This is a genomic window from Bradyrhizobium sp. Tv2a-2 (assembly GCF_000472425.1).
Classification (GTDB): domain Bacteria; phylum Pseudomonadota; class Alphaproteobacteria; order Rhizobiales; family Xanthobacteraceae; genus Bradyrhizobium.
Genome location: NZ_AXAI01000015.1, coordinates 80,209 through 103,714 on the forward strand (window position 1 = coordinate 80,209; position 23,506 = coordinate 103,714).

Here is a 23,506-nt window from a genome sequence, read left to right on the forward strand (position 1 = left end):
CTGCTGCAACCTTGGGGCTCAAGGTGGATGATCCGCGTTAAGTCCTTGAGAATTCGATTTGGGTCAGCTTGCGATCTGGAACTGGGCTTGCTCCTCTGCTAGCGCATGAGAAAATCGTTTTTGGGGACACCGCCATGACCAATGCCATCCGGCCGCTGATCGCCGGAAACTGGAAAATGAACGGGCTGAAGGCCTCCATGGGGGAGCTCGAGGCCATGATGGCGGGTGCTCCTGGCGTTGCAGCCAAGGCGGATCTGCTGGTCTGCCCACCTGCGACCTTGGTTGCAGCCTTTGCCGAGAAGGCCCGCGGGACAGCGGTTGCGGTGGGCGCGCAGGACTGCCACCCCAAGCCGTCGGGGGCGCATACCGGCGACATTTCGGCCGAGATGCTGGCCGATGCCGGCGCCAAAGCCGTCATTGTAGGCCATTCCGAACGCCGGGCTGATCACGGCGAAAGCGACCATTTGGTCCGCCAGAAGGCAGAAGCCGTGTGGCGCGCTGGCCTCGTGGCCATCGTTTGCGTCGGCGAAAGCGAGGGGCAGCGCAACGCGGGCCAAACCCTGGATATCCTGCGCGGCCAGCTCGAGCTGTCGCTCCCGGAGGGCTCAAAGGCCGATAATCTGGTCGTAGCCTATGAGCCGATCTGGGCGATCGGCACCGGCCGCACGCCTACCGCCTCAGATGTTGAGCAAATTCATAAGTTTATCCGGGATTTTCTCAGCGAGCGGTTCAAGGGGGAGGGAGCCAGGGTACGCATCCTCTATGGCGGCTCGGTCAAGCCTTCCAACGCGGCTGAGTTGATGGCGGTGGCGAACGTCAATGGTGCCCTGGTGGGCGGCGCCAGCCTGAAGGCGGCCGATTTCCTTGCGATTGCGCAAGGGTGTCCCTAGCTAAAAGGTGCAGCGGTTCGGGGTGGCTTTGCCGCCTCCGTTCGTGTAACACCCGCGCAACTCCATTGAACCCCGCAAGCCGCCTTGCTTGAGCCCGCGCCGGGCCGCGAACTGTGCCCGTGACGGAAGGTTAAGATGCAGACTGTCGTTGTTGTCATTCATCTCATGATTGTCATCGTGCTGATCGGTGCGGTCCTGCTGCAGAAATCCGAAGGCGGGGGCCTCGGCATGGGCGGCGGCGCCGGCTTCATGTCGAGCCGCGGCACCGCCAATCTCCTGACCCGTACGACGGCGATCCTGGCGGTCGGCTTCTTTGCCACCAGCCTGCTCCTGTCATGGCTTGCAAGCCTCGACCGCAAGCCGACCTCGATCATCGGCAGCCAGCCCGCATCGCAGAGCCAGCCGGGTGGGGCGGCGCCAGTCGTGCCGCCGACCAGCGGCGGCGGTGGCGTGCTCGATACGTTGAAGAAGGCCGACGAGCAGCAGAACCAGGCCCCGGCCGTGCCGCAGCCACCGCGCTCGCAATAAAGCAGGGTGGCCATGCAGGATGACGGCTACTATCCGGCATCCGAAATCGCCATCAAGGTACTGACTGCACTCTCGTTTTTTAATTCACCCACAGCCGCGGCGGAAATTGGCCGCGAGCCGCGATTCGTTTTGCGAATCGCGTTAACGGCGTTAAAGGTTGAGTCCCATGGCGCGGTATATCTTCATCACCGGCGGCGTGGTTTCATCGCTCGGTAAGGGTCTGGCTTCAGCAGCATTGGGCGCGCTGTTGCAGGCTCGCGGTTACAAGGTCCGGCTTCGCAAGCTCGACCCCTATCTCAACCTCGATCCGGGAACGATGTCGCCGTATCAGCACGGCGAAGTGTTCGTAACCGATGACGGCGCCGAGACCGATCTCGATCTCGGCCATTATGAGCGCTTCACCGGGCGTCCGGCCACCAGGGCCGACAACATCACCACCGGGCGCATCTACCAGGACATCCTCACCAAGGAGCGGCGCGGCGACTATCTCGGCGCGACCATCCAGGTCGTGCCGCACGTCACCAACGCGATCAAGGAGTTCATCCTCGACGGCAACGAGGCGTATGATTTCGTGCTGGTCGAGATCGGCGGCACGGTCGGCGATATCGAGGGCCTGCCGTTCTTCGAGGCAATCCGGCAGCTGAAGAACGAGCTGCCGCGCGATCACGCCATCTACATCCACCTGACGCTGTTGCCCTACATCCCGAGCGCGGGCGAGCTGAAAACAAAGCCGACGCAGCATTCCGTCAAGGAGCTGCGCTCGATCGGCATCCAGCCGGACATTCTGTTGTGCCGCACCGACCGGCCGATCCCGAAGGAGGAGCGGCGCAAGCTCGGCCTGTTCTGCAATGTGCGCGAGAGCGCGGTGATCGAGGCGCGCGACGCCGACAACATCTACGCTGTGCCTGAGGCCTATCACGACGCCGGCCTCGACGACGAGGTGCTGGCGGCGTTCGGCATCGAGCCGCGGATTCCGCCGGCGCTGCAGAGCTGGCACACCATCAATGAGCGCGTCCGCAATCCCGAAGGCAATGTCACCATTGCCATCGTCGGCAAATATACCGGGATGAAGGATGCCTATAAGTCGCTGATCGAGGCGCTGTCGCATGGCGGCATCGCCAACAAGGTGAAGGTCAATCTCGACTGGATCGAGAGCGAGGTGTTCGAAAACGAGGATCCCGCGCCGTTCCTCGAACATGTCAACGGCATCCTGGTGCCCGGCGGTTTCGGCCAGCGCGGCGCGGAAGGCAAGATCAAGGCGGCGCAGTTCGCTCGCGAGCGCGACGTGCCGTATTTCGGGATCTGCTTCGGCATGCAGATGGCGGTGATCGAGGCCGCGCGCAATCTGGTCGGCATCGAGATGGCCAACTCGACCGAGTTCGGCCCGACCGCCGAGCCGGTGGTCGGTCTGATGACGGAATGGCTGCGCGGCAATGAATTGGAGAAGCGCAGAGAGAGCGGCGACCTCGGCGGCACCATGCGGCTCGGCGCCTATCCTGCGATGCTCAAGCGCGGCAGCCGGGTGTCGCAGGTCTATGGCGATGCGACCGAGATTTCCGAGCGCCACCGTCACCGCTACGAGGTGAACATGGCCTACAAGAACCGCCTCGAGCAGCACGGCCTGAAGTTCTCAGGGTTGTCGCCCGACGGCGTGCTACCGGAGATCGTCGAATATGAGGACCATCCCTGGTTCGTCGGTGTGCAGTTCCACCCCGAGCTGAAATCTCGGCCCTTCGAACCGCATCCGCTGTTCGCGTCCTTTGTTCAGGCCGCGGTTGTGCAGAGCCGGCTGGTGTGATCTGCGCCAGCTGCCTTTGACGGCGGCTGAAATTGTTGCGACAAAACCTCCCCGCCTTGAGCGACAACAAGAACAGGGGAGAGATGTTGATGATCTACGAAATGCGCGTTTATCGTTGTGTGCCTGGTCGCCTGCCGGCGCTGCTCAAGCGCTTCGACACCATCACTTTGAAGCTTTGGGAAAAGCACGGGATCAAGCAGGCCGGCTTCTTCACCACTTTGATCGGGCAGTCCAACCAGGAGTTGACCTATTTCCTGGCCTGGGACTCGCTTGCCGACCGCGACAGGAAATGGACCGCCTTCCAGGCCGATCCGGATTGGATATCGGCGCGGGCACAGACCGAAGCCGATGGCCAGATCGTGGACAACATCACGAGCCAATTGCTCACGCCAACGCCGTTCTCCGCCGTAAAGTGAGTTCAGCACCCGGCGGCGTGGGCAGCTGGGCTGATATTCGAACGCCCGTCGAAATGGGGTTGATCCGCCGCGGAGGGGCCGTATGGTCCCCTCCGAAAGGAAGCGAATATCGTGGACGCCAAAAATTCCGCTAACCCGGTGGTGAGTGCAGGGCCGGTCAAATTCGGCAATGACCTGCCGATCTCGGTCATTGCCGGCCCGTGCCAGCTCGAGAGCCGTGCGCACGCGCTGGAGGTGGCTTCCGCGCTGAAGGAGATCGCAGGACGGCTGAAGATCGGGCTCGTCTACAAGACGTCCTTCGACAAGGCCAACCGCACCAGTGCATCGGCCGCGCGCGGTCTTGGTCTTGCGCAATCGCTACCGATCTTTGCCGAAATCCGCTCGTCGCTTGGTCTGCCCGTACTCACCGACGTGCACGAGGCCTCGCAATGTGCCGAGGTCGCGCAAGCGGTCGATGTGCTGCAGATCCCGGCCTTTCTGTGCCGCCAGACCGACCTGTTGCTCGCGGCCGCGGCGACCGGAAAGATCGTCAATGTGAAGAAGGGCCAGTTCCTGGCGCCGTGGGACATGGCCAATGTGGTCGCGAAAATCACCGCCGCGGGCAACGCCAATGTGCTCGTGACCGAGCGCGGCGCGTCCTTCGGCTACAACACCCTGGTCTCCGACATGCGCGCGCTGCCGATCCTGGCGCGCACCACCGGCGCGCCAGTCATCTTCGACGCCACCCATTCGGTGCAGCAGCCAGGCGGGAAGGGGACTTCGTCGGGCGGCGAGCGCGAGTTCGTGCCCGTTCTTGCACGTGCCGCGGTTGCGGTCGGTGTCGCCGGCGTCTTCATCGAGACGCATCCCGATCCTGATCACGCGCCATCCGATGGTCCGAACATGGTGCCGCTCGATACGTTCGAGGGCCTGGTGCGAAAACTGATGGCGTTCGACGCGCTCGCCAAAACCAAAGCCGACTGATGCACCAGATCGTGTCGCGGCCGCAAGACGCGCGTCTGCCCCCGGCGCTCAACATCGTCACGCTTGCAACCTTCGCGGCCAGCCTCTCGGCTCGCGCGCTCGATCCGGTGCTGCCGCATGTTGCGGAGGATTTTGCGATCAGCATCGCGACCGCCGCGAGCTTTGCGGCGGTGTTCGCCTTTACTTTTGCCGCCATCCAGCCGCTGATCGGCGCGGCCGCCGATCTCTTCGGCAAGGCGCGGTTGATGATTGCCTGCCTCGTGCTGCTCGGCTTTGCCAATATCCTCGGCTCGCTCTCAGGCTCGTTTCCGCTGCTGTTTGCAACGCGCATCCTGGCCGGCATCGGCTCGGGCGGGGTGTTTCCGGTGGCGCTCGGCCTGACTAGCGATCTTGTCGGCCCTGAAAAACGCCAGATCGCGATCGGGCGGACGCTGGCGGGCTCCATGACCGGAAACCTCCTGGGCGCGTCGGCCTCCGGCCTGATCGGCGATTTCCTGGGCTGGCGTGGCGTGCTGGCGACGCTCGGCATGTTGGTGGTGATCGCCGCCGTCGCGGTTGCCGCGGGCTTCCGCGGCGCGGAGCTCAAGCGTCCGCCGCGCACCAATCTTGCGGCGCTGAAGACCGGCTACCGCACCATCTTCAGCAATCCCAATTCGCGCTTCTGTTACTCGGCCGTGTTCGTCGAGGGCTGCTGCGTGCTCGGGCTGTTTCCCTATATCGCCTCGTTCCTGTTCGATCTCGGCGAAACCTCGCTGTCGGTCGCGGGCATCGTGATCGCTGGCTTTGCCATTGGTGGATTGTTCTACACCCTCACCGTATCGCGCTTTCTGCCCGCGCTCGGCATGAGCGGCATGATGATCACAGGCGCGACGCTGGTCGGACTGCAGCTGGTTGCGATCGGCTTTGGACCTGGGTGGAAAGTCCAGTTTTTCGTCCTGCTGTTGATGGGCTGGGGCTTCTACATGTGCCACGGCTGCCTGCAGGTGTTTGCCAGCGAGCTGTCGGTGGAAGCCCGCGCGACGGCGCTCTCACTGCATTCCTTCTTCTTTTTCATGGGGCAGACGGCAGGGCCCATTGCCTACGGCTTTGGCCTCTCGCACGCCGGCAAGGCACCAACGCTGTTTGCCGCGGCAGCGGTGATGGTCGCGCTCGGTCTCGTCTGCGCCCAGTTCCTGCGGCCGCGGCCGCCGGCAGATGCGGCCGCGCGGCCGGACGTAAAACCGTAATTGGGCGCAGGCGCTAACCTCGTCCCCGATATGGGGCCACGGCCTGCTCAGGAACCCACAGCCCCTTCGGCAGCTTGCCGGTCTGCCAGAACACGTCGATCGGGATGCCGCCGCGCGGATACCAATAGCCGCCGATGCGGAGCCATTTCGGCTTGATCTCGGCCGAAATCCGCTTGCCGATCATGACCGTGCAGTCCTCGTGGAAGGCGCCATGGTTGCGGAAGCTCGCGACATAGAGCTTGAGCGATTTCGACTCCAGCAGCCACTGGCCGGGTGCGTAGTCGATCACGAGATGAGCAAAGTCCGGCTGGCCCGTGACCGGGCAGATCGAGGTGAACTCCGGCACGGTAAAACGCACCAGGTAATCGGTGTCGCTTTGCGGATTGGGCACGCGGTCGAGCTGGGCGGTTTCGGGCGTCTGGGGCCATTCCACGGCCCGGCCAAGCTGCAGTTCGCCCGATCGTGCCGGCTTCCGGGGTTTCTTCGGCTCAGTTCGCTTCAACATGGGTCTCTCCTTGGCGGGCCTCTTACCCAATCCAATTCTTTCCGTCACCCGGCCTTTTCCGTTTCCCCGCAGTGCGGTAGAAGCTCGCGATCCCAAAAGTCCAGCACTCAATGAGGTAGTCATGACCGCCATCGTCGACATCATCGGCCGTGAAATTCTCGACAGCCGCGGCAATCCGACCGTCGAGGTCGACGTGGTGCTGGAGGACGGCTCATTGGGTCGCGCCGCCGTGCCGTCGGGCGCCTCCACCGGTGCCCATGAGGCGGTCGAACTGCGCGACGGCGACAAGACCCGCTATCTCGGCAAGGGGGTGCATAAGGCCGTCTCGGCCGTCAATGGCGAGATTTACGAGGCGCTGGCCGATATGGAGGTCGAGCAGCAGGTCCTGATCGACCAGACCATGATCGATCTCGATGGCACGCCGAACAAGAGCCGACTGGGCGCGAACGCCATTCTCGGCGTGTCGCTGGCCTGCGCCAAGGCGGCGGCGGTTTCCCTTGACATGCCGCTCTACCGCTATGTCGGCGGCACTTCGGCGCGCACGCTACCGGTGCCGATGATGAACATCGTCAATGGCGGCGTACATGCCGACAACCCGATCGATTTCCAGGAGTTCATGATCATGCCGGTCGGTGCGCCGACCTTTGCCGAGGCGCTGCGCTGCGGCTCGGAAATCTTCCATACCCTGCGCGGCGAATTGAAGAAGGCCGGCCACAACACCAATGTCGGCGACGAGGGCGGCTTTGCACCGAATTTGCCGTCGGCAGATGCCGCGCTGGAGTTCGTGATGAGCGCCGTCGGCAAAGCTGGCTACAAGGCGGGCGGCGATGTCATGCTGGCGCTGGACTGCGCCGCGACCGAGTTCTTCAAGGACGGCAACTATGTCTATGGCGGCGAGAACAAGACCCGCTCGCGCTCCGAGCAGGCCAAATATCTCGCCGATCTCGTATCCCGCTATCCGATCGTCTCGATCGAGGACGGCATGTCCGAGGACGACATGGAGGGCTGGAAGGAACTGACCGACATGATTGGTGGCAAGTGCCAGCTGGTCGGCGACGATCTCTTTGTCACGAATGTGACGCGGCTTGCCGATGGCATCAAGAACGGCCGCGCCAATTCCATTCTGATCAAGGTCAACCAGATCGGCTCGCTCACCGAGACGCTCGCCGCGGTCGAGATGGCCTACAAGGCCGGCTACACCGCCGTGATGTCGCATCGGTCCGGCGAGACGGAAGATTCCACGATTGCCGACCTCGCAGTTGCCACCAATTGCGGACAGATCAAGACGGGTTCGCTGGCGCGCTCGGATCGCACCGCGAAGTACAATCAGCTCCTGCGCATCGAGCAGGAGCTCGGCAAACAGGCGAAATATGCAGGCAAGGCAGCGCTGAAGGCGCTGGCCTGATCTCTCCACCTTCTGGCCTGATCTCTCCAACTTAAAGCGGTCGCGCCACGCGACCGCTTTTTTGTTTCAAGCACCGCGATGTTCCGCAGCTCGCGCTGCTGCAGACCCTTGCTCGTGGTCGTCAAGGAACCTAATTGAGGGCGACCAGATGTAAAGCAGGGAGGATTGATAATGGCTTCCGAAAGCGCGACCGGGCTGCAACTGCGCTCGCTCATCAAGGGCGGCGGCGAACTTGAGATTTCACTCCAGATCGTGCCGACGCCTGAGCCGGCCGATGACGAGGTGGTGGTCCGCGTCGAGGCGAGCCCGATCAACCCGTCCGATCTCGGCCTGCTCACGGGCCCCGCCGATCTCTCAACCGCCAAGGCCTCAGGCAGCAAGCAGATGCCGGTTATCACCGCCAAGGTGCCGCAAACCGCGATGAAGGCAATGGCGGCACGGCTCGATCAGTCGCTGCCTGTCGGCAATGAGGGCGCCGGCGTCGTTGTCAAAACCGGCTCATCGGAAGCTGCGAAGGCGCTGATGGGCAGGACCGTCTCGATGATCGGTGGCGCGATGTATTCGCAATATCGCACCGTCAAGGCGTCCGACTGCCTGGCGCTGCCGGCGGGAACGACCGCGGCCGAGGGCGCCTCCTGGTTCGTCAATCCCCTCACAGCGCTCGGTATGACGGAGACGATGCGCCGCGAAGGCCACAAGGCGCTGGTGCACACGGCTGCCGCCTCTAATCTCGGGCAGATGCTGAACAAGATCTGCATCAAGGACGGCATTGCGCTGGTCAATATCGTCCGCAAGCCGGAGCAGGCGGAGATACTGCGCAAGATCGGCGCAAAATATGTGGTGGATTCGTCCTCGCCCGCATTCATGGATGATCTGACCAATGCGCTGGCCGAAACGGGCGCGACGATTGCTTTCGATGCGATCGGCGGCGGCAAGCTCGCAAGCCAAATTCTCACCTGCATGGAAGTCGCGATCAATCGTGACGCCAAGGTCTACAGCCGCTACGGCTCCAGCGTGCACAAGCAGGTCTATATCTATGGCAGCCTCGATCCGGGACCGCTCGAGCTCACCCGCGCCTTCGGCATGATCTGGGGCGTCGGCGGCTGGCTGCTGACTCCGTTCCTGATGAAGATCAGCGCAGCTGACCGGCAGCGCCTGCGCGAGCGCGTTGCGAGCGAGCTCAAGACCACCTTCGCCAGTCACTACACCAAGGTCGTGTCCTTAGCCGAAGTGCTCGATCCTTCAAATCTCGCCGTCTATGCCAGGCGTGCCACCGGCGAAAAATTCCTGATCGACCCACACAAGGCGGGATGAAGCAAGGCGAAGCGGGGTTTCACCGACCAAAGCAGGGTTGCGCCGGTCCGCGTGGGTGAAGATGATCCGCGCGCCGGCGCCAGCCGGCTCTCAAGGAGTAGGGGAGACCTCGCCATGATTGAACTCAATCGCCGCCAGCTTTTTGCAGGCGCTGCCACCGTCGCTGCCGCCGCCGCCATCTCACAATGTGAAATACCCGGCGCCGAGGCCGGCGTAGCGCCTGCAGGCGCGCAGGCGCCCGGCTTCTACCGGTACAAGGTCGGCGCTTATGAATGCACCTCCATCAATGATGGTGCGCGCTCCTTTCCGATGCCGGATAATTTCGTGACCAACGTCCCGAAGGCTGAGGCCACGGCAGCGGCGGAGGCCGCCTACATGCCGCAGGGCATGGTGACGGTGCCGTTCAATCCTCAGCTCATCAACACCGGCAGCAAGCTGATCCTGATCGACTGCGGCAACGGCATTGCCACTTATGAGCCGACCAAGGGCGCCGTCGGGCGGACCTTGATGAACCTGCAGGCCGCTGGCGTCGATCCCAAGAGCATCGACATCGTCCTGATGTCGCATCTGCATCCTGATCACACCAACGGCATCCGTGCGGCCGACGGCTCGATGGCGTTTCCGAATGCCGAGATCATGGTGCCGGCCAAGGATTGGGCGTTCTGGATGAGCGACGAGAACGCCGCCAAGGCGCCGAACGACATGATGAAGAACTACTTTGCGAATGTGCGGAAGATCTATGCCGGCATCGAATCCAAGGTGACCAAATACGACTGGGACAAGGAGGTCGCGCCCGGCATCACCTCGATCGCAACACCTGGCCATACGCCGGGGCACACCTCATTCGTGGTCGCGTCAGGCAATTCGAAGGTGCTGCTGCAGGCCGACGTCACCAACATTCCCGAGTTCTTCCTGCGCAATCCGGATTGGCATGTCGTCTACGACACCGAGCCGGACCTCGCGCAACAGACCCGCCACAAGTTCTACGATATGGCGGCGGCCGAGAAGGCGACGGTTGTCGGCTTCCACTTCACCTTCCCCTCGATCGGTCATGTCGAGAAGGACGGCGCCAAGTACCGGCTGATTCCGTCGGCGTGGAATCCGACCATCTGACCGCGCAATTGAAGCGCTTGCGGACGGGCCGCCTCCCGGGGCGGCCCGTTTTGCGTTAGAAGCGATCGTTTTTGCGAACGCTGCGTTTCCCAATTCGCGCGGTCCATGCACTTGCATGTTTATCGGGCCGCAGTTTAAGTGCCGCCGCAACCCGTTCCACCTCCCAGAAGGACATCCTATGGCCTACAACGTTCTCACCCTCGTCGGCAGCCTGCGCAAGGAGAGCTTCTCGCTCAAGATCGCCAATACGCTGGCGAAGCTCGCGCCATCTTCGCTCAAGCTTGAGGTGGTCACTCCAGCCGGTATCTCCTTCTTCAACCAGGATCTCGAGGCGAACCCGCCGGCGGACTGGGTCGCTTTCCGAGAAAAGGTCCAAAAATCCAACGGCGTCATCTTCGTCACGCCCGAATACAACCGCTCGATCCCGGGCGCCCTCAAGAACGCCATCGACGTGGCCTCGCGTCCCTATGGCAAGAGCTCGTTCATTGGCAGGCCGGTCGGCATCATCTCCAACTCACCAGGCCCGCTCGGCGGCGTCAGCGCGGCCAAGCATCTGCAGAACATCCTCCCGGGAATTGCCGGGCCGATCATGCAGCAGCCGGAGACCTATCTGAACGCCGTTGGCGACGCCTTCGACCCCAGTGGCGATTGCAGCAAGGAGACACTCAAGACGGTGCTCCAGCAATATCTCAACGCCTTCGCAGCCCACGTCGAGCAATACAGCAAGTAGGTCGAGGCCGAAATCGGCGCGGTCGCATCCTTAGCGGTCCGTTAACTCGAACCGCGCATGCTGCGGCGCATGGTTACGCGTTCGCGTCTCAAATCCTTCCTGACCGGCCTTGCCCTCTACACCATGGCGGCGGCCATGATCGGTTATTTTGGAGTCAACGCCTACACCGGCCGCTACGGCCTCAATGCGCAGCAGGAGCTCGACCAGGAAATCGTCGCGCTGACCTCCGAGCTCGCCCGGCTCAAGCAGGAGCGGGCCGAAGGTGAAAAGCGCGTCTCGCTGCTCCGCTCCGACCGGGTCGATCCGGACATCCTGGACGAGCGCGCCCGGTTCCAGCTTGATTATGTCAATCCGCATGATCTGGTGCGGATGGTCCATCCGAAGTAAGCTACCTTCGAGAAACTCCGGCGGCGCTGGCGAGCGCATGCGTTCAGGGAAGTCGGTGCCTCCAGATTTGACCGAGATCAAACGGGGCTGGGCAGGGTGCCCTACGGCAATGTCTCTGCCGCGGCCAAGGTGCTCGCGTCAGCCGCGCAATCGCGGCGATCTACGACCGCTTCATGGAGCGGCAAGCAGACCAAGAATATCCTGGTCAGTTACAGTCCGAAGAAGCTCGGCTTCTTCTGAGGACTTGAAAGTCGACCACGCAGTTGGCGGCACGGCGCGGCGAGCGCGGTGCCGCCTTTCTTTTTGTGGGCGGGGTGCCCGCGTAATTTGAGTAATTGGATCAGGTGCCGCGCTTTGCGAAACTTTCACCAGCGCTGCATTGCGGCATTGCAAAAACATCCGTAGCATCAAGCCAATCCTTCCACGCCGGATTGAGTTGGGTTAGAGAGGGCTCGATAACCCCTCCTGAAGCCGGAATTGTCATGGCCGCACCCAAAAAAAGCGCAGCGAAAGAACCCACTGCAGAGACGGGCAACGGTTCGATAGCGGAGTTCACGAAAGAGCAGGAGCTGAAGGCGCTGCGCGACATGCTCCTGATCCGGCGTTTTGAGGAAAAGGCCGGCCAGCTCTACGGCATGGGTGCCATCGGTGGCTTCTGTCATCTCTACATCGGCCAGGAAGCCGTTGTGGTCGGCATGCAGATGGCCCTGAAGAAGGGCGATGAGGTCATAACCGGGTACCGGGACCATGGCCACATGCTCGCTTGCGGCATGGACCCCAAGGGCGTGATGGCCGAACTGACAGGCCGCCGCGGTGGCTATTCCAAGGGCAAGGGCGGCTCCATGCACATGTTCAGCAGGGCCGAGAATTTCTACGGCGGTCACGGCATCGTCGGCGCGCAGGTCTCGCTCGGCACCGGGCTTGCGTTCGCCAACCGCTATCGCGGTAACGATTTCGTCAGCTTGACTTATTTCGGCGATGGCGCGGCCAACCAGGGCCAGGTCTATGAGAGCTTCAACATGGCCGAGCTCTGGAAACTCCCGGTGGTCTATGTGATCGAGAACAACCGTTACGCCATGGGCACCGCGGTGACCCGTGCCTCGGCGCAGCAGGATTTCTCCAAGCGCGGCGTTTCCTTCAACATTCCGGGCGAGCAGGTTGACGGCATGGACGTCCGCGCCGTCAAGGCCGCGGGCGACAAGGCAATCGCCTGGTGCCGCGCCGGCAAGGGCCCCTACATTCTGGAGATGCAGACCTATCGCTATCGCGGCCATTCGATGTCGGATCCGGCGAAGTACCGCACCCGCGAGGAGGTGGAAAAGGTTCGTCACGACAGCGACCCGATCGAGCAGGTGCGCAATCGTCTCCTGGCGGCCAAGATCACCGAAGAGGATCTGAAGAAGATCGACGCCGAGGTTCGCGAGATCGTGAACGCCGCGGCCGACTTCGCCCAGCACGATGCCGAGCCCGATCCGTCCGAGCTCTACACCGACGTCTACCGCCACTAGCGCACGCAAGCTGCATTTTTCGGAGTTCCCATGCCCATTCAAGTGCTGATGCCTGCGCTGTCGCCCACCATGGAAAAGGGCAACCTTGCGAAATGGCTGAAAAAGGAAGGCGAGCCGATCAAGTCGGGCGACGTCATTGCCGAAATCGAGACCGATAAGGCGACCATGGAGGTCGAGGCGACCGATGAAGGCACGCTCGGCAAGATCCTGATTCCCGAAGGCACAGCCGACGTTGCCGTCAACACGCCGATCGCCACCATCCTCGCTGACGGCGAGAGCGCTGCCGACCTCGCCAAAGTGCCGCCTGCGCCCGCAAAACAGGAGAAGCCCGCGGAGTCCGCGCCGCCTGTCGAGGCCAAGGGCCCAGCGCCTGCGCCGGCAGCGCCTGCGGCACCTCAGGCTGTCGCTGCGCCCGATCCAGAGGTGCCAGCGGGAACCGAGATGATTACTCAGACCATCCGCGAAGCGCTGCGCGACGCCATGGCCGAGGAGATGCGACGTGATCCCGATGTGTTCATCATGGGCGAAGAGGTCGCGGAATATCAGGGTGCCTATAAGGTCACGCAGGGTCTGTTACAGGAGTTTGGCGACCGGCGCGTGATCGATACGCCGATCACCGAGCACGGCTTTGCCGGCGTCGGTGTCGGTGCGGCGATGACGGGGCTGAAGCCGATCGTCGAGTTCATGACCTTCAACTTCGCCATGCAGGCGATCGACCAGATCATCAATTCGGCGGCGAAGACGCTCTATATGTCCGGAGGCCAGATGGGCTGCGCGATCGTGTTCCGCGGCCCCAACGGCGCCGCCGCGCGCGTTGCCGCCCAGCACAGCCAGGATTATTCCGCCTGGTATTCGCAGATACCTGGCCTGAAGGTGATCGCGCCGTACTCGGCCGCCGACTACAAGGGTCTGCTGAAAGCCGCGATCCGCGATCCCAATCCGGTGATCTTCCTCGAGAACGAGATGCTGTACGGCCACACCGGTGAGGTACCAAAGCTCAACGATTTCATCGTGCCGATCGGCAAGGCGCGCATCGCGCGGCCGGGCAGCCATGTAACACTCGTCTCCTGGTCGATGGGCATGTCCTATGCACTCAAGGCCGCCGATGAGCTTGCCAAGGAAGGCATCGAGGCCGAGGTGATCGACCTGCGCACGATACGCCCGATGGATAGCGAGACCATCATTGCATCGGTGAAGAAGACCGGGCGTGCGGTCACGGTGGAAGAGGGCTGGCAGCAGAGCGGTGTCGGCGCCGAAGTCGCCGCGCGCATCATGGAGCACGCCTTCGACTATCTCGACGCGCCGGTGCTGCGTGTGTCTGGCAAGGACGTGCCGATGCCCTATGCGGCGAATCTGGAAAAGCTCGCGCTGCCCTCCGTTGCCGAGGTGGTGCAGGCTGTCAAAGCAGTATGCTACCGGTAAAGCCATGGCAGGTCCCAAGGAGCAGCCGCTACCGCCTGATGTGATTGGCCGCGAGGACGCAACCGAGGTGCTGCGCGCTTTCGTGCTCGACGGCGGGCTATCCATCGCGTTCACCCGCGCCTTTGAGGAGCCGGAGATGTGGGGGCTCTTGCTGGTCGACATCGCTCGTCACGCCGCGCGCGCCTATTCCCGCGAGAGCGACTACAGCGAGGAAGAGGCGCTGGACCGGATCCTCGAGATGTTCAGTGCTGAGCTCGAACGTCCCACGGATATGGGCACCACCACACCGCGCTCGCAAAAGGGTCACTGACCTTGGCCGTCGAGCAAGATCATTACAACTTGAGAGTTAGCTTTGTGAGGTCAGCATGCCCATCAACATCCTGATGCCTGCGCTGTCGCCGACGATGGAGAAGGGCAACCTGGCCAAGTGGCTCAAGAAAGAGGGCGACAAGGTCAAGTCCGGCGACGTCATTGCCGAAATCGAGACCGACAAGGCGACCATGGAGGTCGAGGCGGTTGATGAAGGCACGCTCGCGAAAATCCTGGTACCGGAGGGCACGCAGGACGTGCCGGTCAACAATGTCATCGCGGTGCTCGCCGGTGACGGCGAGGACGTGAAGGCGGCCGGCGCTGCGGCCGGTGCCACCGCGCCGCCCAAGCCCGCTGCGGAGGCGTCCGCGCCGAAACCGGCTCCGGCGACCGCCGCCGCTGCGCCGGCTCCCGCGGCCCCAGCTCCTGCGCCCGCCGCAGCACCGCCGCCGCAGCCGGCCGCCGCGTCTGCGGCGCAGGCCAACGGCCATGGCCGCATCTTCTCGTCGCCGCTCGCACGCCGTCTCGCCAAGGACGCCGGCATCGATATCTCGCGCGTCATGGGCACGGGGCCGCATGGCCGTATCATTGCGCGCGACGTCGAAGAGGCGAAGTCCGGCAAGGGCCTGAAGGCACCGGCGGCTGCACCTGCTGCCGGACCTGCGCTGGCGCCGTCGATGTCCGACAAGCAGATTCTGGCGCTGTTCGAGCCGGGCTCCTACGACATCATCCCGCATGACGGCATGCGTCGCACCATCGCGCAGCGCCTGACGGCCTCCGTGCAGAACGTGCCGCATTTCTATCTCACCATCGATTGCGACATTGGCCGCCTGCTCGACGCGCGCGAGCAGATCAATGCGGCCGCGCCGAAGGACAAGGAGAAGAAGCCGCTCTACAAGCTTTCGGTCAACGACTTCGTCATCAAGGCGATGGCGGTCGCGTTGCAGCAGATCCCGAACTGCAATGTGAGCTGGACCGACGGCGGCATGGTCAAGCACAAGCATTCCGACGTCGGCGTGGCGGTGGCGATGCCTGGCGGCCTGATCACGCCGATCATCCGCAAGGCTGAGACCAAATCGCTTTCGATGATCTCCAACGAGATGAAGGATTTTGCCGCACGCGCTCGTGCCCGCAAGCTCAAGCCCGAGGAATATCAGGGCGGCACCACCGCGGTGTCCAATCTCGGCATGTACGGCATCAAGGATTTCACCGCCGTCATCAACCCGCCGCATGCGACGATCCTCGCGGTCGGCACCAGCGAGGAGCGGCCGGTCGTGCGTGAGGGCAAGATCGAGATCGCCCATATCATGAGCGTGACGCTCTCCTGCGATCACCGCGCCATCGACGGTGCGCTGGGAGCGGAACTAATCGGCGCCTTCAGGCGGCTGATCGAGAACCCCGTGATGATGATGGTGTAGGCGGCACGGATACGGTGCCGATCTTGCAGAACGCCGCTCCCGCGGCATGAGAGCTGGTTGAGTGAGGCGGAAACAAGAATGGCCGACACATCCTTCGACATCATCATCATCGGTTCCGGACCCGGAGGCTATGTCACCGCGATCCGCGCAGCGCAGCTCGGGTTCAAGACGGCGATCGTCGAAAAATCCTATCTCGGCGGCATCTGCCTGAATTGGGGCTGTATCCCGACCAAGGCGCTTTTGCGCTCAGCTGAAATCTATCACTACATGCAGCATGCGAAGGATTACGGCCTCTCCGCCGAGAAGGTCGGCTTCGATGCCAAGGCCGTGGTGCAGCGCTCGCGCGGGGTGTCAAAACGCCTCAATGACGGCGTCGGCTTCCTGATGAAGAAGAACAAGGTCACGGTAATCTGGGGCGATGCATCGATCGACGCGCCCGGCAAGGTCACGGTGAAGAAGTCCGCGGTCGAGGGGCCGAAGGGCGCGCTGGGCGAGGGCGCCTATCAGGCAAAGCACATCATCGTCGCGACCGGCGCGCGGCCGCGCGTGTTGCCGGGGCTAGAGCCGGACAAGAAGTTGGTCTGGACCTATTTCGAGGCCATGGTACCGGAGCGGATTCCGGAATCGCTGCTGGTGGTCGGCTCGGGCGCGATCGGCATCGAGTTCGCTTCTTTCTTCCACACCATGGGAAGCGACGTCACTGTGGTCGAGGTATTGCCGCAGATTCTCCCCGTGGAAGACGTCGAGATCGCTGGCCTTGCGCGCAAACGTTTCGAAAAGCAGGGCATCAAGATCATCACGAGCGCCAAGGTGACCAAGCTTGAAAAGAAGGCGGACAGCGTCGTCGCGACCATCGATGACGGCAAGCAGCCGCAGGCGGTCGAGTTCGAGCGGGTGATTTCGGCGGTTGGCGTGGTCGGCAATATCGAGAATCTCGGCCTGGAAAAGCTCGGCGTCAAAACCGACCGCGGCTGCGTCGTGATCGACGGTCTCTGCAAGACCAATGTTCCCGGCATCTACGCCATCGGCGACGTCGCAGGTCCCCCGATGCTCGCGCACAAGGCCGAGCATGAGGGCGTGATCTGCGTCGAGGGCATCAAGGGCCTGCACCCGCATCCAATGGACAAGAATCTCATTCCGGGCTGCACCTATTGCAACCCGCAGGTGGCCTCCGTTGGTCTCACCGAGGCCAGGGCAAAAGAAGGCGGCCGCGAGATCCGCGTCGGCCGCTTCCCCTTTGTCGGGAATGGCAAGGCGATCGCGCTTGGGGAGGACCAGGGCTTGGTGAAGGTGGTCTTCGACAAGAAGACCGGACAACTGCTCGGCGCGCACATGATCGGGGCCGAGGTCACCGAGCTGATCCAGGGCTATGTCGTCGCCATGAACCTGGAGACGACGGAGGAAGAGCTGATGCACACCGTGTTCCCGCATCCGACCTTGTCGGAAATGATGAAGGAAGCGGTGCTCGACGCCTATGGGCGCGTGCTCAACATCTGAGAACAACAAGAAGCCGGAAAGAAACGCCTTTGAAAGACAACGACAATCTCACCATCGAACGCCCAACATTCGTTACCCATCTCGAATGCGCGATGGAAGGCGACCATTATGCCGCCGACCAGGTCCATAACCTGTCCAAGGCCGGCAAGCCGTTGCTGGTCCGCTACGACCTCGCGGGCGTCAGGAAGGCGCTGAGCAAGGAGGCACTGGCTGCGCGCCCTGCCGACATGTGGCGCTATCGTGAGCTCTTGCCGGTGCGCAAATGCAAGGACATTGTTAGCCTTGGCGAAGTCACCACGCCGCTGATCCGCCTGCCCAAGCTTGCGAAAAAGCTCGGCGGCGGCGAGATCATTGTAAAGGACGAGGGCCGGCTGCCGACCGGCTCGTTCAAGGCGCGCGGGCTCGTGATGGCGGTGTCGATGGGCAAGGCGCTCGGCATCAAGCACATGGCGATGCCGACCAACGGCAATGCAGGCGCAGCGCTTGCGGCCTATGCGACCTCCTGCGGCATCAAGACCACCATCTTCTGCCCGGCCGATACGCCTGAAGTGAATGTCAGCGAGATCGAGCTGCAGGGCGCGACCGTCTACCGCGTCAACGGCCTGATCGACGATTGCGGCAAGATCGTCGGCGAGGGTAAGGCGAAGGTCGGCTGGTTCGATACCTCGACCCTGAAGGAACCCTATCGGATCGAGGGCAAGAAGACGATGGGGCTGGAGCTCGCCGAGCAGCTCGGCTGGGACGTACCAGACGTGATCTTCTATCCGACCGGCGGCGGGACCGGCCTGATCGGCATGTGGAAGGCCTTTGCCGAGCTCGAGGCCATCGGCTTTATCGGCTCCAAGCGGCCGCGCATGGTCGCGGTGCAGGCGGAGGGCTGCGCGCCGATGGTGCGGGCCTTCGAGAATGGCGTGGAGCATGCGCCGCGCTGGGAGGATGCGCACACCATCGCATCGGGGATTCGCGTGCCGCAGGCGATCGGAGATTTTCTTATTCTGCGCGCGGTGCGCGAGAGCAAGGGCTTTGCGATCGCGGTGTCCGACGAGAAGATTTCCGTTGCGCTCAACGACGTGGCGCGCGAGGAGGGCTTGCTGTTGTGCCCCGAAGGGGCCGCGACCTATGCCGCCTATCAGCAAAGCCTTGCAGATGGGCGCGTCAGCAAAAATGATCGCGTGATGCTGTTCAATTGCGCGACGGGTCTTAAATACCCGTTGCCGGCGGTTCATCGCACGCTCGATCGCCTGAAGCCGATCGATTATACGCAGTTCTGACTCGCTCCAGCGGCGTGAGGAAGTGGTAATGCGCAGGACAGTTCTGGTCGCCATCTTCGCGCTGCTGGCATTCTGCGGCAGCGCTTTCGCCGACAGCTATCCCTCGCGTCCCATCACCATCGTGGTGCCGTTCGCGGCCGGCGGACCATCGGATGCGATGTCGCGGATTCTGGCCGAGCGCATGAAGCTGTCGCTCGGCCAACCCGTGCTGATCGAGAACACCACTGGCGCCGGCGGCTCGATCGGCGTCGCCCGCGTCGTGCACGCGGCGCCTGATGGCTACACAGTCGGCTTCGGCCATCTCGGAACCCATGTTGCCAATGGCGCCATCTACAAGCTGAATTACGATCTCGTCGCCGATCTCGAGCCGGTGGTGCTGCTGCCGAGCAACCCGATGATCATCGTCTCGAAGAACGCGGTGCCGGCGAAGACGCTTCCCGAGCTGATTGCCTGGCTGAAATCGCGACCCGAGCCGGCCGCGGCCGGGACAGCAGGTGCCGGCTCCGGCAGTCATATCGCCGGGCTCTATTTCGAGAGCACCACGGGTGTGAAGCTGCAATACGTGCCATATCGCGGCACGGGGCCTGCCATGAACGACCTGGTCGCCGGCCAGATCGACATCATCGTCGATCAGCTCTCCAACTCCATCAACCAGGTTCGCGCCGGGACTATCCGCGGCTATGCCGTCACCGACGACAAGCGGGCCGAATCCGCGCCGGAAATCCCGACCACCGACGAGGCCGGCGTGCCTGGCCTGCACATGACCTTGTGGTCCGGGCTGTGGGTGCCGAAGGGCACGCCGAAGGAGATCGTGGCCAAGCTGAACGTCGCGGCGGTCGAGGCGCTGAACGATTCGAACGTTCGCAAGGCGCTCGAGAACCTCGGGTTGCAGATGCCGCCTGCTGAAAAATTGACCCCTGAGTCGCTTGGCGACTGGCAGAAGGCCGAAATCGCGAAATGGTGGCCGATGATCAAGGCCGCCCATGTGAGTGTTGACTGAGAGCCAAATAGCTCTTTTGGCCTTTCAGCGTTCGAACTTTGTTTAAAAAGGTTGCCTGCAGGCCACGTTTGTTGCGCTCGGGCAACATTTTTCGAACATTTGGCTCGCGCCGCAGTCCGCTCTTGCCCCCGCCGCTTTTTAGCCACACCCCTCCATGTAATGATGAGTTTGTAGGCTGATGGCCACGGCAGAGGCGGAACCAAACCCCAGCTCTTGAGGTTTGCTGTTCGGGACTGCGGGGCCTGATGGAGCAGGCTTCGCGATGGACGCCAAGACCAATATCAAGGACAGGCTTCCGAGCCGTCATGTGACGGAAGGTCCTGCGCGCGCGCCCCATCGCTCCTACCTCTACGCCATGGGGCTGACCACCGAGCAGATTCACCAGCCTCTGATTGGCGTTGCCTCTTGCTGGAATGAAGCCGCCCCTTGCAACATCGCGCTGATGCGCCAGGCCCAGGCCGTGAAGAAGGGCGTCTCGGCCGGCGGCGGCACGCCGCGCGAGTTCTGCACCATTACCGTCACCGACGGCATGGCCATGGGCCATGACGGGATGCGCTCCTCGCTGCCGTCGCGCGAATGCATCGCCGATTCGGTCGAATTGACCGTACGCGGCCACGCCTATGACGCGCTGGTCGGGCTAGCCGGCTGCGACAAGTCGCTGCCGGGCATGATGATGGCCATGATCCGTCTGAACGTGCCGTCGATTTTCATCTATGGCGGCTCGATCCTGCCGGGTAATTTCCGGGGCCAGCAGGTCACGGTCCAAGACATGTTCGAGGCCGTCGGCAAGCACTCGGTCGGCGCCATGTCGGACGCCGATCTTGACGAGATCGAGCGCGTGGCATGCCCGTCTGCGGGTGCGTGCGGTGCACAATTCACCGCCAACACCATGGCGACGGTCTCCGAGGCGATGGGCCTTGCGCTGCCTTACTCGGCCGGCGCGCCGGCACCTTATGAGATCCGAGACGCTTTCTGCATGACTGCCGGCGAGCAGGTCATGGAGCTGGTCAAGGCCAACATTCGTCCGCGCGACATCGTCACCCGCAGAGCGCTGGAAAATGCTGCGGCCGTCGTTGCAGCATCCGGAGGCTCGACCAATGCCGCACTGCACCTGCCGGCGATCGCCCACGAGGCGGGCATCAAGTTCGATCTGTTCGACGTCGCCGAAATCTTCAAAAAGACACCATATGTCGCGGATTTGAAGCCCGGCGGTCGTTATGTCGCCAAAGACATGTTTGAAGCTGGCGGCATTCCGCTTCTGATGAAAACATTGCTCGACCATGGCCATCTGCACGGCGATTGCTTGACCGTCACAGGCCGTACGATCGCCGACAATCTCAAAAGCGTGAAATGGAATCCGCACCAGGATGTCGTGCGGGAAGCGAACAACCCGATCACCGTCACTGGCGGTGTGGTCGGGCTGAAGGGAAACCTCGCGCCAGAAGGGGCGATCGTGAAAGTCGCGGGCATGTCGAACCTACGTTTTACCGGGCCGGCCCGCTGCTTCGACCGCGAGGAGGACGCTTTCGAGGCCGTCCAGAAGCGCACCTACAAAGAAGGCGAAGTCATCGTCATCCGCTACGAGGGGCCGCGCGGCGGCCCCGGCATGCGCGAAATGCTGCAGACGACTGCGGCACTGACCGGGCAGGGCATGGGCGGTAAAATCGCACTGATAACGGATGGCCGCTTCTCCGGCGCCACCCGCGGCTTCTGCATCGGCCATGTCGGCCCGGAGGCGGCGGTAGGTGGACCGATCGGACTGTTGCAGGACGGCGACATCATCGAGATCGACGCAGTGGTCGGGACTCTTAACGTGAAATTGAGCGACGAAGAGCTTGCCAATCGCAAAACCAAGTGGCGCCCCCGAGAGACGAATCACACATCAGGGGCTCTCTGGAAGTATGCCCAGCAGGTTGGGCCGGCAATCGGAGGGGCCGTAACCCATCCGGGTGGTGCGCACGAGAAGCAATGCTATGCGAACATCTGAGCGTATCATCATCGCATTCATGGTCGGGGCGTGGTGGATCGCCCTGCCGGCGTTCGCCTTCGATGGCGCACCGGTCAACCAGGACCCCGTCCTTCCTGTAGCGTCGGGCCAGCCCGGCGCGGCTGCTGCGCTGAAGAAGGGCGCAGCCGCGGCCCAGGCGCAGGATACCACGCTCACCGCGCTGCAATATGCTGCAGAGGGCGGGCATCCCATCGCGCAGTGGAAGCTGGGCCGCATGTATGCCAATGGCGACGGCGTCGTACAGGACGATGTGCGCGCCTTCGACTATTTCAGCAAGATCGCCAACGCGCATGCCGAGGACAGCCCGTCGGCACCGCAGGCCCAGATCGTGGCCAATGCCTTTGTCGCACTCGGGCGCTACTATCTGAACGGCATCCCGAACTCCAAGGTCAAGGCGGACCCGGACCGGGCGCGCGAGATGTTCTCCTACGCGGCGTCCTACTTCGGCAATGCTGACGCGCAATACGATCTTGCGCGGCTTTATCTGAAGGCGCCTGACGCTTCGCCCGACAATTTCCGCTACGGCGCGCGCTGGCTTGGCCTCGCTGCGCAGAAGGGCCAGCACGAGGCGCAGGCACTGCTCGGGCAGATGCTGTTCAACGGCGACCGCCTGCCGAAGCAGGCCGCGCGCGGCCTGATGTGGCTGACGCTTGCCCGCGACAGCGCCGGTCCCGATGAGACCTGGATCAAGGAAAGCTACAACCGCGCTTTTGCCAAGGCGAACGACGACGACCGCGCCATGGCGCTGCAGATGCTTGAGCACTGGGTCCAGGGCAAGCGGGATTGAGGCCGACGGGGTAGGATCCAGCCCGCGACGATGTCCGGCTGCTTGTTGGCGAGCCACCGCTCCAGCAGTACGGGGTCGACGCCCGCAAAACCGCACAGGCGGCGTCGGCATCCGCCGGACTTGCGTCGCGAATTTTCACTTTGCGCTCCTAACCGCGCCTCACGCCGTCTCCAGATCCAGATCGGCCCACACCGGCACATGGTCCGACGGCTTGTCCCAGCCGCGCACATAACTGTCGATGCCGACATCGATCAGGCGGTCGCTGGCCTGTGGCGAGAGCAGGAGGTGGTCGATACGCAGGCCCCAGTTCTTCTGCCAGGCGCCGGCCTGATAGTCCCAGAAGGTGTATTGGCCGGGTGCATCGGTCACGGCGCGCACCGCATCAGTCAGCCCAAGGCCGAGCAGGGACTGAAAGGCCTCGCGGGTCGTGGGCCGGAACAGGGCATCGTTGACCCAGGCGGGCGGATTATAGACGTCGGCGGCCGCCGGGATCACGTTAAAGTCGCCTGCGAGGATCAGCGGCTCCTCTGCCTTGAGGCGCTCCCGAGAGTACTCGAGAAGGCGCGACATCCATTTGAGTTTGTAGGGGTATTTGTCGCTGTCGGCCGGGTTGCCGTTGGGCAGATAGAGGCAGGCGATGCGCAGCGCGCCGCCCTTGTGGGTCACGACGCCCTCGAGGAAGCGGGCATGGGCGTCCTCGTCGTCACCGGCGAGCCCCGACTTGGTCTCATCGAATGGCAGCTTCGAGAGTAGCGCCACGCCGTTGAAGGTCTTCTGGCCGTGGGTGACGACGTTATAGCCGAGCGCCTCGACCTCCAGCCGCGGGAAGGCGTCGTCGGTGCATTTGATTTCCTGCAGGCAGACGATGTCGGGCTCGCACTCGGTCAGCCAGGTCGTGAGGTGCTCGATACGCTGTCTGATCGAATTGACGTTCCAGGTGGCGATGCGCATGAGAATTCCAGCCGCTGGATGAGCAAAAAAACGAGGGACGAGGTGGCGCGAAGCGCCGGG

General features: G+C 63.0%; 23 protein-coding genes. 21 read left to right on the forward strand and 2 right to left on the reverse strand.

All coding sequences use genetic code 11. The features are described 5' to 3' along the window. The first annotated feature begins 134 nt into the window (after positions 1 to 134). The 6 genes from tpiA to A3AI_RS0128155 all read left to right on the forward strand — a co-directional run bounded on the left by tpiA (position 135) and on the right by A3AI_RS0128155 (position 5,821). A complete protein-coding gene (gene tpiA, locus A3AI_RS0128130; protein ID WP_024518786.1) occupies positions 135 to 890 on the forward strand; it encodes a triose-phosphate isomerase in 756 nt (251 codons plus the stop codon). Positions 891 to 1,025: 135 nt separating this feature from the next. Next, positions 1,026 to 1,418 carry a preprotein translocase subunit SecG gene (secG, locus tag A3AI_RS0128135; RefSeq protein ID WP_024518787.1) on the forward strand — a complete coding sequence of 131 codons (393 nt, stop codon included), beginning with the start codon at positions 1,026 to 1,028 and terminating at the stop codon, positions 1,416 to 1,418. Between the two features lie 166 nt (positions 1,419 to 1,584). Continuing rightward, on the forward strand, positions 1,585 to 3,216 hold the full coding sequence (gene pyrG / locus A3AI_RS0128140; protein ID WP_024518788.1) for a CTP synthase: 1,632 nt from the start codon (positions 1,585 to 1,587) through the stop codon (positions 3,214 to 3,216). Positions 3,217 to 3,305: 89 nt separating this feature from the next. Next, positions 3,306 to 3,632, forward strand: a complete 327-nt coding sequence (locus A3AI_RS0128145; RefSeq protein WP_024518789.1) for an NIPSNAP family protein — start codon at positions 3,306 to 3,308, stop codon at positions 3,630 to 3,632. Between the two features lie 111 nt (positions 3,633 to 3,743). Next, positions 3,744 to 4,595 (forward strand): 3-deoxy-8-phosphooctulonate synthase, encoded by an 852-nt coding sequence (gene kdsA / locus A3AI_RS0128150; protein WP_024518790.1) that lies wholly within the window; start codon positions 3,744 to 3,746, stop codon positions 4,593 to 4,595. Then, entirely contained in the window at positions 4,595 to 5,821 is a 1,227-nt protein-coding gene (locus A3AI_RS0128155; RefSeq protein ID WP_024518791.1) for an MFS transporter, read from the forward strand. The genes kdsA and A3AI_RS0128155 overlap by 1 nt, the downstream gene beginning before the upstream one ends. Positions 5,822 to 5,834: 13 nt before the next feature. Here the strand turns inward: A3AI_RS0128155 and queF are convergent, their stop codons facing one another. After that, positions 5,835 to 6,326, reverse strand: a complete 492-nt coding sequence (gene queF / locus A3AI_RS0128160; protein ID WP_024518792.1) for a preQ(1) synthase — start codon at positions 6,324 to 6,326, stop codon at positions 5,835 to 5,837. A gap of 121 nt (positions 6,327 to 6,447) precedes the next feature. Between queF and eno the strand changes: the two genes are divergently transcribed. From eno to A3AI_RS0128235, 15 genes are all read left to right on the forward strand, one after another. Then, on the forward strand, positions 6,448 to 7,731 hold the full coding sequence (gene eno / locus A3AI_RS0128165) for a phosphopyruvate hydratase (RefSeq protein WP_024518793.1): 1,284 nt from the start codon (positions 6,448 to 6,450) through the stop codon (positions 7,729 to 7,731). Positions 7,732 to 7,902: 171 nt separating this feature from the next. Beyond that, a complete protein-coding gene (locus A3AI_RS0128170; protein ID WP_024518794.1) occupies positions 7,903 to 9,045 on the forward strand; it encodes a zinc-binding dehydrogenase in 1,143 nt (380 codons plus the stop codon). 114 nt (positions 9,046 to 9,159) lie between these two features. Beyond that, positions 9,160 to 10,158, forward strand: coding sequence for an MBL fold metallo-hydrolase (locus A3AI_RS0128175; RefSeq protein ID WP_024518795.1), 999 nt, complete (start codon positions 9,160 to 9,162; stop codon positions 10,156 to 10,158). A gap of 178 nt (positions 10,159 to 10,336) precedes the next feature. Continuing rightward, complete coding sequence (locus A3AI_RS0128180) at positions 10,337 to 10,888, forward strand: NADPH-dependent FMN reductase (protein ID WP_024518796.1); 552 nt, start codon at positions 10,337 to 10,339, stop codon at positions 10,886 to 10,888. 69 nt (positions 10,889 to 10,957) lie between these two features. Further along, the gene (locus tag A3AI_RS0128185) at positions 10,958 to 11,275 is read left to right on the forward strand and encodes an FtsB family cell division protein (RefSeq protein WP_024518797.1); all 318 of its coding nucleotides are present in this window, start codon (positions 10,958 to 10,960) and stop codon (positions 11,273 to 11,275) included. Positions 11,276 to 11,371: 96 nt separating this feature from the next. After that, complete coding sequence (locus tag A3AI_RS48000; RefSeq protein ID WP_156927977.1) at positions 11,372 to 11,515, forward strand: hypothetical protein; 144 nt, start codon at positions 11,372 to 11,374, stop codon at positions 11,513 to 11,515. Between the two features lie 242 nt (positions 11,516 to 11,757). After that, positions 11,758 to 12,783 carry a pyruvate dehydrogenase (acetyl-transferring) E1 component subunit alpha gene (pdhA, locus tag A3AI_RS0128195; RefSeq protein ID WP_024518798.1) on the forward strand — a complete coding sequence of 342 codons (1,026 nt, stop codon included), beginning with the start codon at positions 11,758 to 11,760 and terminating at the stop codon, positions 12,781 to 12,783. Positions 12,784 to 12,813: 30 nt separating this feature from the next. Continuing rightward, entirely contained in the window at positions 12,814 to 14,205 is a 1,392-nt protein-coding gene (locus A3AI_RS0128200; protein WP_024518799.1) for a pyruvate dehydrogenase complex E1 component subunit beta, read from the forward strand. A 4-nt stretch (positions 14,206 to 14,209) separates the two neighbouring features. Beyond that, complete coding sequence (locus tag A3AI_RS0128205) at positions 14,210 to 14,515, forward strand: DUF5076 domain-containing protein (protein WP_024518800.1); 306 nt, start codon at positions 14,210 to 14,212, stop codon at positions 14,513 to 14,515. Positions 14,516 to 14,570: 55 nt separating this feature from the next. Next, a complete protein-coding gene (locus A3AI_RS0128210; protein WP_024518801.1) occupies positions 14,571 to 15,932 on the forward strand; it encodes a pyruvate dehydrogenase complex dihydrolipoamide acetyltransferase in 1,362 nt (453 codons plus the stop codon). A 78-nt stretch (positions 15,933 to 16,010) separates the two neighbouring features. Further along, positions 16,011 to 17,429: a dihydrolipoyl dehydrogenase gene (lpdA, locus tag A3AI_RS0128215; RefSeq protein WP_024518802.1), complete on the forward strand. Its 1,419-nt coding sequence runs from the start codon at positions 16,011 to 16,013 to the stop codon at positions 17,427 to 17,429. Positions 17,430 to 17,458: 29 nt separating this feature from the next. After that, positions 17,459 to 18,700, forward strand: coding sequence for a threonine synthase (locus A3AI_RS0128220; protein ID WP_024518803.1), 1,242 nt, complete (start codon positions 17,459 to 17,461; stop codon positions 18,698 to 18,700). Positions 18,701 to 18,728: 28 nt separating this feature from the next. Beyond that, positions 18,729 to 19,700: a tripartite tricarboxylate transporter substrate binding protein BugD gene (locus tag A3AI_RS0128225; RefSeq protein WP_024518804.1), complete on the forward strand. Its 972-nt coding sequence runs from the start codon at positions 18,729 to 18,731 to the stop codon at positions 19,698 to 19,700. 262 nt (positions 19,701 to 19,962) lie between these two features. Further along, complete coding sequence (ilvD, locus tag A3AI_RS0128230; protein WP_024518805.1) at positions 19,963 to 21,687, forward strand: dihydroxy-acid dehydratase; 1,725 nt, start codon at positions 19,963 to 19,965, stop codon at positions 21,685 to 21,687. Further along, a complete protein-coding gene (locus tag A3AI_RS0128235) occupies positions 21,674 to 22,495 on the forward strand; it encodes a tetratricopeptide repeat protein (RefSeq protein WP_024518806.1) in 822 nt (273 codons plus the stop codon). Before ilvD ends, A3AI_RS0128235 begins: the two co-directional genes overlap by 14 nt. A 159-nt stretch (positions 22,496 to 22,654) precedes the next feature. Here A3AI_RS0128235 and xth read toward each other — a convergent pair whose 3' ends face one another. Further along, positions 22,655 to 23,446 (reverse strand): exodeoxyribonuclease III, encoded by a 792-nt coding sequence (gene xth / locus A3AI_RS0128240; protein ID WP_024518807.1) that lies wholly within the window; start codon positions 23,444 to 23,446, stop codon positions 22,655 to 22,657. Between the last annotated feature and the right edge of the window lie 60 nt (positions 23,447 to 23,506).